Origin of the sequence: Pseudomonas sp. MF4836, assembly GCF_002018875.1 — a bacterium.
GTDB lineage: Bacteria > Pseudomonadota > Gammaproteobacteria > Pseudomonadales > Pseudomonadaceae > Aquipseudomonas.
Map to the genome: position 1 here is coordinate 360,157 of NZ_MVOL01000006.1, position 15,636 is coordinate 375,792.

The 15,636-nt window shown below is 62.3% G+C and carries 16 protein-coding genes; 2 read left to right on the forward strand and 14 right to left on the reverse strand.

The window, feature by feature from the left end:
* The first annotated feature begins 109 nt into the window (after nucleotides 1–109).
* Entirely contained in the window at nucleotides 110–586 is a 477-nt protein-coding gene (locus MF4836_RS16755; protein ID WP_078471181.1) for a hypothetical protein, read from the forward strand.
* On the opposite strand, the gene hemN is transcribed toward MF4836_RS16755, so the two are convergent.
* The 14 genes from hemN to ccoN (MF4836_RS16825) all read right to left on the reverse strand — a co-directional run bounded on the left by hemN (nucleotide 583) and on the right by ccoN (MF4836_RS16825) (nucleotide 14,813).
* On the reverse strand, nucleotides 583–1,965 hold the full coding sequence (gene hemN, locus MF4836_RS16760; protein WP_078471182.1) for an oxygen-independent coproporphyrinogen III oxidase: 1,383 nt from the start codon (nucleotides 1,963–1,965) through the stop codon (nucleotides 583–585). The two genes, MF4836_RS16755 and hemN, sit on opposite strands and share 4 nt — an antisense overlap.
* A 148-nt stretch (nucleotides 1,966–2,113) precedes the next feature.
* On the reverse strand, nucleotides 2,114–2,797 hold the full coding sequence (locus MF4836_RS16765) for a sulfite exporter TauE/SafE family protein (RefSeq protein ID WP_078471183.1): 684 nt from the start codon (nucleotides 2,795–2,797) through the stop codon (nucleotides 2,114–2,116).
* On the reverse strand, nucleotides 2,790–3,020 hold the full coding sequence (ccoS, locus tag MF4836_RS16770) for a cbb3-type cytochrome oxidase assembly protein CcoS (RefSeq protein WP_078471184.1): 231 nt from the start codon (nucleotides 3,018–3,020) through the stop codon (nucleotides 2,790–2,792). Before ccoS ends, MF4836_RS16765 begins: the two co-directional genes overlap by 8 nt.
* 22 nt (nucleotides 3,021–3,042) lie before the next feature.
* Nucleotides 3,043–5,493 carry a heavy metal translocating P-type ATPase gene (locus MF4836_RS16775; protein ID WP_078471185.1) on the reverse strand — a complete coding sequence of 817 codons (2,451 nt, stop codon included), beginning with the start codon at nucleotides 5,491–5,493 and terminating at the stop codon, nucleotides 3,043–3,045.
* 163 nt (nucleotides 5,494–5,656) lie between these two features.
* Entirely contained in the window at nucleotides 5,657–6,196 is a 540-nt protein-coding gene (locus tag MF4836_RS16780) for a FixH family protein (protein ID WP_078471186.1), read from the reverse strand.
* An 11-nt stretch (nucleotides 6,197–6,207) separates the two neighbouring features.
* Complete coding sequence (gene ccoG, locus MF4836_RS16785; RefSeq protein ID WP_020300401.1) at nucleotides 6,208–7,623, reverse strand: cytochrome c oxidase accessory protein CcoG; 1,416 nt, start codon at nucleotides 7,621–7,623, stop codon at nucleotides 6,208–6,210.
* Nucleotides 7,624–7,894: 271 nt separating this feature from the next.
* Nucleotides 7,895–8,878 (reverse strand): cytochrome-c oxidase, cbb3-type subunit III, encoded by a 984-nt coding sequence (gene ccoP / locus MF4836_RS16790; RefSeq protein ID WP_078471187.1) that lies wholly within the window; start codon nucleotides 8,876–8,878, stop codon nucleotides 7,895–7,897.
* Nucleotides 8,875–9,060 carry a CcoQ/FixQ family Cbb3-type cytochrome c oxidase assembly chaperone gene (locus MF4836_RS16795; protein ID WP_003175465.1) on the reverse strand — a complete coding sequence of 62 codons (186 nt, stop codon included), beginning with the start codon at nucleotides 9,058–9,060 and terminating at the stop codon, nucleotides 8,875–8,877. The genes ccoP (MF4836_RS16790) and MF4836_RS16795 overlap by 4 nt, the downstream gene beginning before the upstream one ends.
* Before the next feature lie 5 nt (nucleotides 9,061–9,065).
* A complete protein-coding gene (gene ccoO / locus MF4836_RS16800) occupies nucleotides 9,066–9,674 on the reverse strand; it encodes a cytochrome-c oxidase, cbb3-type subunit II (RefSeq protein ID WP_011060240.1) in 609 nt (202 codons plus the stop codon).
* Nucleotides 9,674–11,116: a cytochrome-c oxidase, cbb3-type subunit I gene (gene ccoN, locus MF4836_RS16805; protein ID WP_078471188.1), complete on the reverse strand. Its 1,443-nt coding sequence runs from the start codon at nucleotides 11,114–11,116 to the stop codon at nucleotides 9,674–9,676. The genes ccoO (MF4836_RS16800) and ccoN (MF4836_RS16805) overlap by 1 nt, the downstream gene beginning before the upstream one ends.
* A gap of 487 nt (nucleotides 11,117–11,603) precedes the next feature.
* On the reverse strand, nucleotides 11,604–12,551 hold the full coding sequence (gene ccoP, locus MF4836_RS16810; RefSeq protein WP_078471189.1) for a cytochrome-c oxidase, cbb3-type subunit III: 948 nt from the start codon (nucleotides 12,549–12,551) through the stop codon (nucleotides 11,604–11,606).
* Entirely contained in the window at nucleotides 12,548–12,766 is a 219-nt protein-coding gene (locus tag MF4836_RS16815; RefSeq protein ID WP_020300405.1) for a cbb3-type cytochrome oxidase subunit 3, read from the reverse strand. The genes ccoP (MF4836_RS16810) and MF4836_RS16815 overlap by 4 nt, the downstream gene beginning before the upstream one ends.
* A 3-nt stretch (nucleotides 12,767–12,769) precedes the next feature.
* Nucleotides 12,770–13,378, reverse strand: a complete 609-nt coding sequence (gene ccoO / locus MF4836_RS16820; RefSeq protein WP_020300406.1) for a cytochrome-c oxidase, cbb3-type subunit II — start codon at nucleotides 13,376–13,378, stop codon at nucleotides 12,770–12,772.
* A 10-nt stretch (nucleotides 13,379–13,388) separates the two neighbouring features.
* Nucleotides 13,389–14,813, reverse strand: coding sequence for a cytochrome-c oxidase, cbb3-type subunit I (gene ccoN / locus MF4836_RS16825; RefSeq protein ID WP_078471190.1), 1,425 nt, complete (start codon nucleotides 14,811–14,813; stop codon nucleotides 13,389–13,391).
* Nucleotides 14,814–14,912: 99 nt separating this feature from the next.
* On the opposite strand from ccoN (MF4836_RS16825), the gene MF4836_RS16830 reads away from it, so the two are divergent.
* On the forward strand, nucleotides 14,913–15,605 hold the full coding sequence (locus MF4836_RS16830; RefSeq protein ID WP_078471191.1) for an alpha/beta family hydrolase: 693 nt from the start codon (nucleotides 14,913–14,915) through the stop codon (nucleotides 15,603–15,605).
* Nucleotides 15,606–15,636: the final 31 nt, after the last annotated feature.

Here is a 15,636-nt window from a genome sequence, read left to right on the forward strand (position 1 = left end):
TCACAGTACAAGGTTCAAGCCAGTCCGCGCCGCAGTGACGTTCAGTCGTAAAGCATTCCTTTCAGGGGTCGATAACCTGTCATCGCCAATCGTGCAGGGAACCTAAATCATGTCTTCCATTGGCAGCATTTCCAGTGGCAACAACAACTTGCAGCCACTGATCGAGCCTTCGCCGATAGCGGGCGATGACCCCTCTCATGCGGCCAATGGGGCCATTGCACTCAGTGCCGAGGGCGTCAAAGTGTCGCTGTCCGGTGCCGGGCAAAGTAAATCCTCCGCTGCCAAGGGCTCCGACAACGATATTGAAGAAAGCGGCCTGCCCGAGAATATCCAGCAACTGTTGAAGATGATTCGCAAGTTGCAGCAGCAGATCGCCGAAAAAATGGCCGAAATGCAGGCGGTCATGGCCGACAAACATCTCACGCCGGAACAGGTCAAAGCCCGCCAAGGCAGCTTGCAAGCCGCCTTGGCGGGGCTCAATGCCGGTTTGCTGACCGCCAACAACGCCTTGGCCAAAGCCATGAAAACGTCCGGACTGTCTCCTGAGCAAGTGCTCAAGGCCGCCTCCTTGTTGATGAAGTCCTAGATCACCCGGGAAAACCGCTGACGATTCTGTTGTTCCAGGTAGGCGTCGAACACCATGCACACCGAGCGCACCAGCAGGCGCCCGGCGGGCAGTACGGTGATGCCGGTGCTGTCCAGCTCAATCAGGCCGTCATTGGCCATGGCCCGCAGTTGTGGCCACAGGTCTTTGAAATAGCCGTGAAAGTCGATATTGAACGCCTGTTCGATGGCTTCGAATTGCAGGCTGAAATTGCAGATCAGTTGCTGAATCACCTCGCGCCGCAGCCGATCGTCCGGGTTGCACACCAGGCCGCGGCTGGTGGCCAGTTGGGCGCCGGCCAGGGCGTTCTGATAGTGATTGAGGTCGCTGCTGTTCTGGCAGTACAGGTCGCCGATCTGGCTGATGGCCGAGACGCCGAGACCAATCAGGTCGCAATGGCCGTGGGTGGTGTAGCCCTGGAAGTTGCGCTGCAGGGTCGAGTCTTCCTGGGCAATGGCCAGCTCGTCGTCGGGCAGGGCGAAATGGTCCATGCCGATATAGCGATAGCCCGCCGCTGTCAGTTGCTCGATGGTGCGCTGGAGCATCTGCAATTTGTCGGCCGGGGCCGGTAGTTCATTGCCGTTGATCCGCCGCTGAGGCATGAAGCGCTCGGGCAGGTGGGCGTAGTTGAACACCGAGAGCCGATCCGGCTGCAGGTTGATCACCTCCTCCACGGTGCGGGCGAAGTTGTCCGGGGTCTGCTTGGGCAGGCCGTAGATCAGGTCGATGTTGATCGAGCGAAACTGCAGGGTGCGCGCGGCTTCGATGACGGCGCGGGTTTCTTCCAGGCTTTGCAGGCGGTTGACCGCACGTTGCACGGCCGGGTCTAGGTCCTGCAGGCCGATGCTGACCCGGTTGAAGCCCAGCTCGCGCAGCAGGCCCATGGTCGACCAGTCGGCTTCACGGGGATCGATCTCGATGCCGTAGTCGCCGGAGTCGTCGTCCAGCAGGTTGAAGTGCTTGCGCAGCTGGGCCATCAGTTGCCGCAGTTCGTCATGGCTGAGAAAGGTCGGGGTGCCGCCGCCGAAGTGCAGCTGCTCGACTTTCTGGTTGGGGTCCAGGTGGCAGGCGATCAGCTGGATTTCCTGCTCCAGGCGCTGCAGGTAGGGCTGGGCGCGGCCGCGGTCCTTGGTGATGACTTTATTGCAGGCGCAGTAATAGCAAATGTTGGCGCAGAACGGCACATGCACATACAGCGACAGCGGGCGCAGGGCCTTGCGACTGTCGCGAAGGGCGTGCAGCAGGTCGAACGTACCGACCTGGCTATTGAATTGCACGGCGGTCGGATAAGAGGTGTAGCGAGGCCCCGCCAGGTCGTAACGGCGGATCAGATCAGTGTCCCAACGAATGGCGTCGAGCATGCGGGAATTCCCCCGGATAGGCTGGCAGTGTTCGCGAGTCTAGGGGGTCGATGCGGCGCCCATCTTGATTTGCATCAAGGGTGGTCGGTGGCTCGCGGGTCGATGCGACCAGCGTAAAGCGTGATGCTAGACGCCTGTCGGGCGTTGCTCAGTGCCCCATCAGCCAGTGCTGGTGCGGGCCGGGCAGGGTCCAGATACCAAACAGGATCACCAGCAGGCCACCCGTCATGCGGATGCTGCGCTTGCGCAACAGGGCCGTGACCCGCTCGGCGGCCAGCCCGGTGGCCAGCAGCACCGGCCAGGTGCCCAGGCCGAAAGCCAGCATCAACAGTGCGCTGTCCACGGCATTCCCCTGGCTGGCCGACCACAGCAGGGTGCTGTAGACCAGCCCGCACGGCAGCCAGCCCCAGAGCGCGCCCAGGAGCAGGGCGCGGGGCAGGCTCGACACCGGCAGCAAGCGATTGGCGAATGGCTGTATATGGCGCCACAGGCCGCGTCCGAGGCTTTCGATGCGGGTCAGGCCGCTCCACCAGCCGGCCAGGTACAGGCCCATGACAATCAGCAGCAGCCCGGCGAGTACCCGCATAAACAGCGCCGCCGGGCTGTTGGCCACCGCCCATCCGGCGAGACCGAGCAACAGGCCGGCCGTGGCGTAACTGAGAATCCGCCCCAGGTTGTAGGCCAGCAACAGGCGAAAGCGTCGGCTGCGTTGCTCCTTGGGGATCGCCAGGGTCAGCGCGCCCATCAGGCCGCCACACATGCCCAGGCAATGCCCGCCGCCGAGCAGGCCGAGGATGACGGCGGAAACCAGCAGCGGCGCCAGTTCAAGCATGGGGCGGTGCCTGGTCTTTGCCGGGCGCCGGCTCAGCCTCGGGCTGGCCTTTGGCTTCGTCGACGGCGGCCTGGTGCTTCGGGTCCTGGTCGTCGAACAGAATGCTGTGGGCCGGGCCGTCGAGGTCGTCGTACTGACCGCTGTCGACCGCCCAGAAGAAGATGTAGATGGCGATGCCCACGATCAGCAGGGCCGCCGGGATCATCACATAAAGAGCTGGCATCTGGACTCCATGCTCGCGCGGCTCAAGCCGGCAACGGGCGGGTTTCAGGCGTGGCGCTGGCTGCCTGCACGGCTGGCATGCGGGTCAGGCGCAGGGCGTTGAGCACCACGGTCAGGGAACTGATGGACATGCCGACCGCAGCCCAGACGGGAGTGATCCAGCCGAGGGCGGCGAACGGCAGCATGAGGCCATTGTACAGCCCGGCCCACAGCAGGTTTTCGATGATCACCCGCCGGGTACGCCGGGCCAGGCTGAAGGCCTGTACCAGGGCCTCCAGGCGATTGGACAACAGCACCGCGTCGGCACTGGTTTTCGCCAGGTCCGTGGCCGAGCCCATGGCCACGCTGATATCGGCCGCGGCCAATACCGGCACATCATTGACCCCGTCGCCGAGCATCAGCACCTTGCGCCCCTGTTGATGCAACTGTTGCAGGACTTGCAACTTGTCATCCGGGCGCAAGCCGCCGTGGGCTTCATCGATCCCCAGTTCGGCGGCGACGCTGGCAACCATCGGCGAGCTGTCGCCGGACAGCAGCAAGGTGCGCCAGCCGCGCGCCTTGCAGGCGGCGAGCAGGGCGGGGGCGTCGGCGCGCAGCCGATCATCCAGGACGAACCAGGCCAGCGGGCCCTGGCGGTTGCCCAGCAGCAGCCATTGTCCGGCCTCATCAGGCAGGGCTGGCAGTGCCGCACCGCTCAGGGCGCAGACAAAGGCCGGCTGGCCGATGCGCAAGTGCTGTTCGCTGACTCGGCCTTCAAGGCCCAGGCCCGGGGTGCTGAGCACTTCTTCGGCTGCCACCGGGGCGCGTCCGAATGCGCGGGCGATTGGGTGCTCCGAACGATTTTCCAGCGCGGCGGCAAGGCCCAGGCACTGCTCGCTGTCGAGGTGGCTCAGCGGCCGGATCGCGCGCAAGGCCAGGCGTCCTTCGGTGAGGGTGCCGGTCTTGTCGAAAATGACCGTATCGATCTGGTTCAGCCCCTCCAGCACATGGCCGCGAGTCAGCAGCAGGCCCAGTTTGTGCAGGGTGCCGGTGGCCGCGGTGAGTGCGGTCGGGGTGGCCAGGGACAGCGCGCACGGGCAGGTGGCGACCAGCATCGCCAGAACGATCCAGAACGCCCGGGAGGCATCCAGTTGCCACCACAGCAGGCCGATGGCCGCTGCGGCGATCAATGACAGCAGGAGGAACCACTGGGCGGCGCGGTCGGCGATTTCCGCCAGGCGCGGCTTCTCCGCCTGGGCCCGGTCCAGCAGGCGCACGATGGCCGAGAGGCGGGTGTCCTGGCCTAGGGCCAGAACCTCGACGGTCAGCGCGCCCTCGACGTTGAGGGTGCCGGCGGTGACCGCATCCCCAGTGGTGCGCGGTTGCGGCAGGTATTCTCCGGTCAGTAGCGATTCATCGATGCTCGATTGGCCGTCGAGGATCTTGCCATCGGCCGGCAGGATGGCGCCGGGGTGCACCAGCACCCGGTCGCCCAGGGCCAGTTCGCTGAGCAGGATGCGCTCGCTCTGGCCGTCCGCGCCCAGGCGCAGGCACGAGGCGGGCAGCAGGTTCACCAGTTGCGCGGTGGCGGCAGCGGTACGTTCCCGGGCCCGGCGCTCCAGGTAACGCCCAGCCAGCAGGAACAGGGCGAACATGCCCACCGCATCGAAGTACAACTCGCCGACCCCGCTGATGGCGGTCCAGATCCCGGCAATGTAGGCGCCGCCAATGGCCAGGGACACCGAGACGTCCATGGTCAGGTGGCGGGTGCGCAGGTCGCGCATGGCGCCCTTGAAGAACGGTGCGCAGCTGTAGAACACGATCGGGGTGGTCAGGAACAGCGCGACCCAGCGCAGGATGGTATGCAGTTCGGGGCTGAGGTCGATGTTGAATTCCGGCCAGGTGGCCATGGTGGCCATCATCGCCTGGAACCACAGCAAGCCGGCCACCCCCAATTGGCGCAGGGCCAGGCGATTTTCGCTGGCCAACTGCTCGGAGGCGCGATCGGCCTGGTAGGGGTGGGCCGCGTAGCCGATATGCCGCAGTTCACTGAGCAGTTGGCTCAGCGGCAGTTGGCTGTCGACCCAGCTTACGTGCAGGCGATGGTTGGACAGGTTCAGGCGCGCCTCAGCCACGGCGGGCAGGCTGCGCAGGTGTTTCTCGATCAGCCAGCCACAGGCGGCGCAACTGATGCCCTCCATCAGTAGCGTGGTTTCTGCCAGGTCGCCCTGGTGCCGGACAAAGGGTTTTTGCACATCGGCGCGGTCGTAGAGCGCCAGTTCATCCACCAGTTGCACCGGCAGCGCCTCAGGGTTGGCCGAGGCTTCGCTGCGGTGCTGGTAGTAGCTTTCCAGGCCGCCGGCGACGATCGCCTCGGCAACCGCCTGGCAGCCGGGGCAGCAAAATTCGCGGGCCTGGCCCAGGACGACAGCGGTGAAGCGGCTATCGGACGGAACCGGCAATGCGCAGTGGTAGCAGGGGAGGGGCGTGGTCATGTGCGTAGCCATTAAAACCGTTGTGGCCAGGAAGCGGGCGCGTGCCCGCCAGTCAGGTCGATGCACTGTCGCGCAAGCGCAGGACCTGAACGATCGGCGTCGCAAACCATGGTGCCGCGGTGCGGCCTTGCGGGAGCACGCTCCCTAGCCACAGGGGAGCGCATTACTTCTTCAGGTCTTCGGCGCCTTGCAGAGGCTCGTCGCCCAGCAGCAGGTCCTTGTCATGGCTGACTTGTTCCTCTTCGAACATGCGCCAGGTCTTGTCGCCCTCCACGCCCAGCAGTTCGACAAAACGACGGCCCTCGACCTTGTCGGTCAGTTGCCCGATATAGCGCCCTTGCTCGGTTTCGCTGCGGGCCAGGGTGATCTTGCGGTCTTTTTCCGGCTGGGTCGGCGAGATCAGGTTCAGCTCCAGGGTGGAAGGCTGGCTGTTGCCGCTCAGGCGCAGCTCGACTTCGCCGGTCAGCTCGTCGAGGTGCACGTTGGCGCGCATTTTCAGGGTCTGGGCCAGCAGTTCGCGGTCCAGCGAGCGATTGATACCCTTGCCGGCCTCGTAGTAGTTGTCGTTGACCAGGTTGTCCGGGTTGTTCACTGCAATGGTCACCATGGACAGGGTCAAGGTCACCGAACAGGCCAGGATGCCGATGATGATCCAGGGCCAGAGGTGCTTGTACCAAGGGCTTGCGGCGGTTGCTACGGGCATGATGACTTCTCTCAACGAATTTGTGGGCCGATGAACCGGCTCTTGGCTTCAACGTGGACGCTTTCATCGTCAGCGTCCTTGAGGATGAACTTCACCTCGTTGGTGCTCGACGGCAGTTGTTCCGGGGCGCTCGACAGCTCGACCGGCATGCTGACGATATCGCCGGCCGCCACCTTGATCTCGCGTTTGCCTTGCAGTTTCAGGTCCGGCAGGCCGGCAGCGTCGAGGACGTAGGTGTGGTCGCGCTGGTCCTTGTTCATGATCTTCAGGCTGTAGACGTTTTCGATCCGGCCCTCGGCGTTTTCACGGTAGAGCACGCGGTCTTTGCTGACGTCGAAACCCACCAGCGAACGCATGAAGAACGCGGTGACCAGCAGGCTGATCATGGCCAGCAGCACCAGCGCATAACCGATCAGGCGCGGGCGCAGTTTATGGGTTTTCTGCCCGGAAAGGTTGTGCTCCGTGGTGTAGCTGATCAGCCCCCGCGGGTACTCCATCTTGTCCATGATGCTGTCGCAGGCGTCGATGCAGGCGGCGCAACCGATGCACTCAATCTGCAGGCCGTCGCGGATGTCGATGCCGGTCGGGCAGACCTGTACGCACATGGTGCAGTCGATGCAATCGCCCAGGCCCATGGCCTTGTAGTCGGCGCCTTTCTTGCGCGGGCCACGGGCTTCACCCCGGCGCGGGTCGTAGGAGACGATCAGGGTGTCCTTGTCGAACATCACGCTCTGGAAGCGCGCATACGGGCACATGTAGATGCACACCTGTTCGCGCAGCCAGCCGGCGTTGCCGTAGGTGGCCAGGGTAAAGAAGCCGACCCAGAAGTACGACCAGCCATCTGCCTCGCCGGTGAAAAAGTCGATCACCAGTTCGCGAATCGGTGAGAAGTAACCGACGAAGGTCATGCCGGTGACGAAACCGATCAGCAGCCACAGGCTGTGTTTACTGAATTTGCGCACGAACTTGTTGGCGCTCATGGGCGCCTTGTCGAGCTTGATGCGCTGGTTGCGGTCGCCTTCGGTGACCTTTTCGCACCACATGAAGATCCAGGTCCAGACGCTTTGCGGGCAGGTGTAGCCGCACCAGACACGCCCGGCATAGACGGTGATGAAAAACAGGCCGAAGGCGGCGATGATCAGCAGCCCGGACAGCAGAATGAAGTCCTGGGGCCAGAAGGTGGCGCCGAAGATGAAGAATTTGCGCTCCGGCAGGTTCCACCAGACGGCCTGGTGGCCACCCCAGTTGAGCCAGACGGTGCCGAAATACAGCAGGAACAATCCGGCACCCCCGAGCATCCGCAGGTTGCGGAACAGTCCGGTGAAGGCGCGGGTGTAGATTTTTTCTCGGGAGGCGTAAAGGTCGACGCTGTTGTTCGCGTTCTTGGCAGGCGGGGTAACGTTTTGTACCGGAATCTGATTGCTCATCATTGCATCCCACGGCAGTGGAAAAATGCCTCGGTCAGTACGTGCCGACCGCGGTCAAGAAAGGTAGTGCAGTGGCGCAATGATACGCCTGTCGCTCTGGCCCAAGGGTGCGACCTTTGGTCGCGTTGGGGGAAATCAATTGATGGTGTAATGACTTGAATCAATTGACTTGTGAATTATGGACGGCTTTGCCGGGGCGGCGAGGGCATGAAAACAAAAAGGCCCCGCTCATTTACATGGGCGGGGCCTTTTTTTGTTTCAGGCGTTTGCCTTACTGGGCGTCTGCCTCAGGCGCCTTGTCGCTGTGCGACAGGCTGTAGACATAAGCGGCCAGCAGGTGAACCTTGTCGTTGCCTTGCAGTTGTTCCTGGGCAGGCATCTGGCCCTGGCGGCCGTAACGGATGGTCTGCTGCAGTTGGGCAAAGCTCGAGCCGTAGATGAAGGCGGCCGGGTGGGTCAGGTTAGGTGCGCCCATTGCTGGAGTGCCCTTGCCTTCCGGACCGTGGCAGACCGCGCAGTTGGCGGCGAACAGCTTCTGCCCCGCAGCCACGTCGGCCTTGGCGCCTTCCGGCAGCTTGCGCCCATCGAGGTTGGTCAGGACGTAAGCCGCCACATCGCTGACGCCTTGCTCGCCAATGACTTCGGCCCAGGCCGGCATCACTGCGTGGCGACCGCCCATGATGGTGGTCTTGATGGTTTCCGGCTCGCCGCCCCAGCGCCAGTCGGCATCGGTCAGGTTCGGAAAGCCGTAGGCGCCCTTGGCATCGGAACCGTGGCACACCGAGCAGTTGGAGGCGAACAGGCGGCCCCCCATCTTCAGTGCTTGCGGGTCCTTGGCCACTTCTTCAATGGGCATCGAAGCGAATTTGGCGAAGATCGGCCCAAACTTGGCATCCGACTTGGCCATTTCCTTTTCCCATTCGTGCACGCCGGTCCAGCCGGACTGGCCGTTGGCGAACTCGGTTTTCTTGTCGTTATCCAGGTAGGCATAACCCGGCAGCAGGCCTTTCCAGTTGCCCAGACCCGGGTACAGCACCAGGTAACCCAGGGCGAAGATGATGGTGCCGACAAACAGCATGAACCACCATTTCGGCAGCGGGTTGTCGTACTCCTCGATCCCGTCGAAGGAGTGGCCAACCGTCTCGTCGGTCTGCTCGGCGCGCTGGCCCTTGCGGGTCGACAGCAGCAGCCAGGTCAGGGCGAAGATGGTACCCAGACTGAGGACTGTGACGTACAGACTCCAGAACGTAGTCATTCTTTGTTACTCCTAGAAGCTTGCTCGACGTGCTTGATGGCTTCGGGATCATCCGCGAAGGGCAGCAAGGTCGCGTCTTCAAACTCGGACTTGCGCTTGGGGCTGAACACCCATAGCGCCAAGCCGATGAAGGCCACCATCACGACAACGGTGCCCAGGCCTCGAATCATCCCGATATCCATCTAGATCACCGTTTGCTTTTGATGATGGTGCCCAGGCCTTGCAGATAGGCCACCAGCGCGTCCATTTCGGTTTTGCCCTTCACAGCATCCTTGGCACCGGCGATGTCTTCGTCGGTGTAAGGGACGCCGAGCGTGCGCAAGACTTCCATTTTTTTGGCGGTGTCCTTGCCGTCGAGCTTGTTTTCCACGAGGAACGGATAAGCCGGCATTTTCGACTCGGGCACTACGTTGCGCGGGTTGTACAAGTGCGCACGCTGCCAGTCATCGGAGTAACGACCGCCGACTCGGGCCAGGTCCGGGCCGGTACGCTTGGAACCCCACAGGAACGGGTGGTCCCAGACGCTTTCACCAGCGACCGAGTAGTGGCCGTAACGTTCGGTTTCAGCGCGGAACGGACGGATCATCTGCGAGTGGCAGCCGACACAGCCGTTGGCGATATAAACGTCGCGGCCTTCCAGTTCCAGGGCGGTGCGCGGCTTCATGCCTTCGACCGGCTTGTTGGTCACGTCCTGGAAGAACAGAGGGACGATCTGGGTCAGGCCGCCGATGCTGACGGCGATGACCATGAAGAAGGCCAGCAGGCCGATATTCTTCTCGACTACTTCGTGCTTCATCAGTGAGCTCCAACTACAGCGATCTGAGCAGCGGCTTCAGCTTCAGCCGGGTTCGAGGCGCGAACGGTGCGGTACACGTTGTAGGCCATGAACAGCATGCCGCTGGCAAAGAACGCACCGCCCAGGGCACGAACGATGAAACCAGGGTGGCTGGCTTGCAGGGCTTCGACGAAGGAGTAGGTGAGGGTGCCGTCATCGTTGATTGCACGCCACATCAGGCCCTGGGTGATGCCGTTGACCCACATCGAAGCGATGTAGAGCACGGTACCGATGGTCGCGAGCCAGAAGTGGGTGTTGATCAGGCCGATGCTGTGCATCTGCGGGCGACCGAAGACTTTCGGGATCATGTGGTAGAGCGCGCCGATCGAGATCATCGCCACCCAGCCCAGAGCACCGGCGTGTACGTGGCCGATGGTCCAGTCGGTGTAGTGCGACAGCGAGTTGACGGTCTTGATCGCCATCATCGGACCTTCGAAGGTCGACATGCCGTAGAACGCCAGGGACACCACCAAAAAGCGCAGGATCGGGTCGGTGCGCAGCTTATGCCAGGCGCCCGACAGGGTCATCATGCCGTTGATCATGCCGCCCCAGCTTGGCGCCAGCAGGATGATCGACATCGCCATGCCCAGGGACTGTGCCCAATCCGGCAGTGCGGTGTAGTGCAGGTGGTGCGGGCCGGCCCAGATGTACAGGGTGATCAGGGCCCAGAAGTGCACGATCGACAGGCGATAGGAGTAGATCGGACGCTCGGCCTGCTTCGGCACGAAGTAGTACATCATCCCCAGGAAGCCGGTGGTCAGGAAGAAACCTACCGCGTTGTGGCCGTACCACCACTGGATCATGGCGTCGGTCGCACCGGCGTAAGCCGAGTAGGACTTGAAGAAGCTGACCGGCAGCGAGGCGTGGTTGACGATGTGCAGCATCGCCGTCACGACGATGAAGGCACCGTAAAACCAGTTGCCGACGTAGATGTGCTTGGTTTTGCGCTTGGTGATGGTGCCAAAGAACACCAGACCGTAGACGACCCAGACAATGGCCAGCAGGATGGCCAGGGGCCATTCCAGTTCCGCGTATTCCTTGGTGGTGGTGTAACCCAGCGGCAAGGTAACGATCGCGCCGACGATCACGGCTTGCCATCCCCAGAAGGTGAAGGCGGCCAGCGTGTCGGAAATCAGTCGCGTTTGGCAGGTTCGCTGCACGACGTAATAGGAAGTGGCAAACAGTGCACATCCACCGAAGGCGAAGATCACCAGGTTGGTGTGCAGTGGGCGTAGGCGTCCGAACGTCGTCCAGGGAAGACCGAAGTTCAATTCAGGCCACACAAGTTGTGAGGCAATGAAGACACCAAGCCCCATGCCAAGGATCCCCCAGACCACCGTCATGATGGCGAACTGGCGGACTACCTTATAGTTATAAGCAGTCGGACTGATTGCTGTGCTCATTCTAAGGTTCCACGGTTTGGGTGTTTTATTAGGAGTAAAAAGCGGTCGCAAGTATGGAGAAACCGGGGTGCCATTGCAACGCAACCTGATCTGCGTCAATGCTTGCCAAACCAGATTCTGCGCCCTTTCCATGTTCCGCGTAGGGACAAAATCAGGTGGCAAAAATTGTCGCCTCGGACAAAAAATCCATGGCCGTCAGGTGAGATGTAACTGACTGTGTATGAACACGTTATTCAGGTGACGGACGGCGAGTGACGCGACAGCCGGTATAAACCAGCCTTTGCGCCTGACATCACGCAGAAATGTCTGAGTCGTCGGTTGTCGTCAGCTGCTGAATGGCGGTTCCAGGCTCACTGTCGAAACAAGCGTAGACCCGAATGGGAAGAGGGGAAAGCGAGGTCGGCGAAGGGTGCGACACTTGGTCGCGCAGTAGCGGGGAGCTGCCGCATCTTGATCCGATGCGGCAGCCAGGTCGAGCAGCCGGGGCTTATTCGGCTTTACTTTCTGGCGTTGTGCCATCAGCAGGGTGGGACAGGCTGTATACGTAAGCGGCCAGCAAATGCACTTTATCGTTGCCTTGCAGGGCTTCCTGGGCCGGCATCTGGCCCTGGCGACCATGGCGAATGGTCTGTTGCAGTTGGGTCAGGCTGGTGCCGTAGATGAACGCGGCCGGTTGCGTCAGGTTCGGCGCCCCCATGGCTTCGACGCCGTGGCCTTCAGGACCATGGCACGCTACGCAGGTGGTGCTGAACGCTTGCTGTCCTGCAGCGAGGTTGGCGCTGCTGTCGGCGGGCAAGGGCAGCTTGGCCAGTTCGTGACGGACATAGGCTGCGACGTTTTTGACCCCGTCTTCACCCAGCACTTCACCCCAGGCCGGCATTGCCGCATGGCGCCCATTCATGATGGTGGCCTTGATGGTGTCTGCCGAACCACCCCAGCGCCAGCTGTTGTCAGCAAGGTTGGGGAAGCCGAACGCGCCCTTGGCATCCGAGCCGTGGCACACCGCGCAGTTGGAGGCAAACAGACGGCCGCCCATTTTCAGCGCTTGTGGGTCCTTGGCCACTTCTTCCACGGGCATGGCTGCGAATTTGGCGAAGATCGGCCCGAACTTGGCGTCGGCCTTGGCCATTTCCTTGTCCCATTCCTTGGTTTGGGTCCAGCCGTCCTGATAGCCCGGCAGCACGCCTTTCCAGTTACCCAGGCCTGGGTAAAGGATCAGGTAGCCCACGGAAAATACCAGGGTGCCGGCGAACAGCAGGAACCACCATTGCGGCAACGGGTTGTCGTACTCCTCGATGCCGTCGAAGCTGTGGCCCATGGTCTGGTCGACGCTGCCCTTGGTTTCGCCCTTGCGCGTGCCGATCAGCAGCCAGGTCAGACCGATCAGGCTGCCAATGGTCAGTACGCAGATCCACGTACTCCAGAAGGTGGTCATGGCCGAATGCTCCTTGTTGCAGGCTCTTCAGGTTGAGCGTCAGGTTGGGTAACGGCGTCCGGCAGCGGCTCGTCGGCAAACGGCAGCAGGCTCGCCTGGGCGAACTCCGGGTTGCGCTTGGAGTTGAATACCCAGAGCGAGAGGCCGATGAAGGCAATTGCCACCACCAGCGTGCCGAGGCCGCGGATCATTCCAGTATCGAATTCAAGACCCATGGCTCACCTCTTGCTCTTGATGGCAGTGCCGAGCACTTGCAGGTAGGAGACCAGCGCGTCCATTTCGGTCTTGCCCTTGAGGCTGGCGACGGCGCCGCTGATGTCTTCGTCGGTGTACGGCACGCCGAAGCCGCGCATGACCTTGAGCTTGGTTTCGGTGTGGCTGCTGTCCACCGGTGCGGTGACCAGCCATGGGTAGGCCGGCATCTTCGACTCAGGCACCACGTTGCGCGGGTTGTACAAGTGCGCGCGGTGCCAGTCATCGGAGTAGCGCGCGCCGACCCGGGCCAGGTCCGGACCAGTACGCTTGGAACCCCACAGGAACGGGTGGTCCCAGACGCTTTCACCGGCGACCGAGTAGTGGCCGTAGCGCTCAGTCTCGGCGCGGAACGGCCGGATCATCTGCGAGTGGCACTGGACGCAGCCTTCGCGGATGTAAATATCGCGGCCTTCCAGTTGCAGCGCGGTGTAGGGCTTCATGCCTTCCACCGGCTTGTTGGTGACGTCCTGGAAGAACAGCGGGACGATCTGGGTCAGGCCGCCGATGCTGACGGCGAACACCATCAGCAACATCAGCAGGCCGACGTTCTTTTCAATCGTTTCGTGTTTCATGGCTAACTCCTCAGGCCATCTGCGCAGCGGCGGCAACTTCAGCGGGTTGTGCATCCCGCACGGTGCGCCAGGTGTTGTAAGCCATCAGGAACATGCCGCTGAGGAAGATTGCACCGCCCACCAGTCGCACGATGAAGCCTGGGTGGCTGGCCACCAGGGTTTCGACGAAGGAGTAAGTCAGCGTGCCGTCTTCGTTGACTGCGCGCCACATCAGGCCCTGGGCGATACCGTTGACCCACATCGAGGCGATGTAGAGCACGGTGCCGATGGTGGCGAGCCAGAAGTGCGCGTTGATCAGGCCCAGGCTGTACATCTGCTGGCGACCAAAGACTTTCGGGATCATGTGGTAGAGCGCGCCGATCGAGATCATTGCAACCCAGCCCAGGGCACCTGCGTGCACGTGGCCGATGGTCCAGTCGGTGTAGTGGGAGAGGGCGTTCACAGTCTTGATTGCCATCATCGGACCTTCGAAGGTCGACATGCCGTAGAACGCCAGGGACACCACCAAAAAGCGCAGGATCGGGTCGCTGCGCAACTTATGCCAGGCGCCCGAGAGCGTCATCATGCCGTTGATCATGCCGCCCCAGCTTGGCGCCAGCAGGATCAGCGACATCACCATGCCCAGGGACTGCGCCCAGTCTGGCAGCGCGGTGTAGTGCAGGTGGTGCGGACCGGCCCAGATGTAGAGGGTGATCAGGGCCCAGAAGTGCACGATCGACAGGCGATAGGAGTACACCGGACGCTCGGCCTGTTTCGGCACGAAGTAGTACATCATCCCGAGGAAGCCGGCCGTCAGGAAGAAACCTACGGCGTTGTGGCCGTACCACCACTGGACCATGGCATCCGTCGCGCCGGAGTACAGCGAGTAGGACTTGGTCAGGCTGACCGGCACTTCCAGGTTGTTGACGATATGCAGGATCGCCACGGTGATGATGAACGCACCGAAGAACCAGTTACCGACATAGATGTGCTTGGTGTTGCGCTTGACCAGGGTGCCGAAGAACACGATGGCGTAGGCGACCCAGACGATGGTGATCAGGATATCGATCGGCCATTCCAGCTCGGCGTATTCCTTGGAGCTGGTGTAGCCCAGCGGCAGACTGATGGCCGCCAGGACGATCACCAGTTGCCAGCCCCAGAAGCAGAACGCGGCGATTTTCGGCGCGAACAGTTGGGTCTGACAGGTGCGTTGCACCGAGTAGAAGGAGCTGGCGAACAGTGCGCAGCCACCGAAGGCGAAGATCACCGCGTTAGTGTGCAACGGGCGCAGACGACCGAAGCTGGTCCACGGCAGGTTGAAGTTAAGTTCGGGCCAGACCAACTGGGCAGCGAGAAAAACCCCGAGCCCCATGCCGACGATGCCCCACACCACCGTCATAATGGCGAATTGGCGGACCACCTTGTAGTTGTAGGCGGTACTGATAGAAGTGTTCATGGTTCCCCATCCACGGTTCAGCTGAAGTGAAAGCGACTGCGCACGGCAAGGCGCGCTCACTTCTTCTGGAGTTATAGGCAGACTAAAAGCGAGGCAAGCATGGGCAAAGAGCACAAGGCCAGTATTGACGGGGATCAATGGGCGCAGTGCGTCAAGGAACTCGGCGGGTTGTGGGATGCTGCGCCGGCGCCGGGCAGTGGCGAGCCGCTGACACTGATCCTGGCTCACGGAGCCGGTGCGCCGATGGACAGCGGGTTCATGAACGATATGGCTGCACGCCTTGCCAGCCATGGGGTCGGCGTCTTGCGTTTCGAGTTTCCCTACATGGCCCAGCGGCGCCTGGACGGTGGCCGGCGCCCCCCCAATCCGGCCCCGAAACTGCTGGAATGCTGGCGCGAGGTGCATGCCCGGGTGCGACCCCATGTCGCTGGGCGCCTGGCCATTGGCGGCAAGTCCATGGGTGGGCGCATGGCCAGCTTGCTGGCCGATGAATTGAGCGCCGATGCCCTGGTGTGCCTGGGTTACCCGTTCTATGCCGCGGGCAAGCCGGAGAAGCCTCGCGTAGCCCATCTGGCCGAGATTGCCACGCCGACCCTGATCATCCAGGGCGAACGTGATGCCCTGGGCAATCGGGCGACGGTAGAGACCTATGCATTGGCGCCGAGCATCCAGCTGCACTGGTTGGCGGCCGGTGATCACGATTTGAAGCCGCTCAAGGCCTCTGGCTTCACCCATGAGCAACATCTGGAGGCTGCCGCGAGTCAGGTCGCGTCTTTCCTGCGCGCGCTTTAAGGAGGGGCGTGGGCGCCTTGCAGTGGCCTGG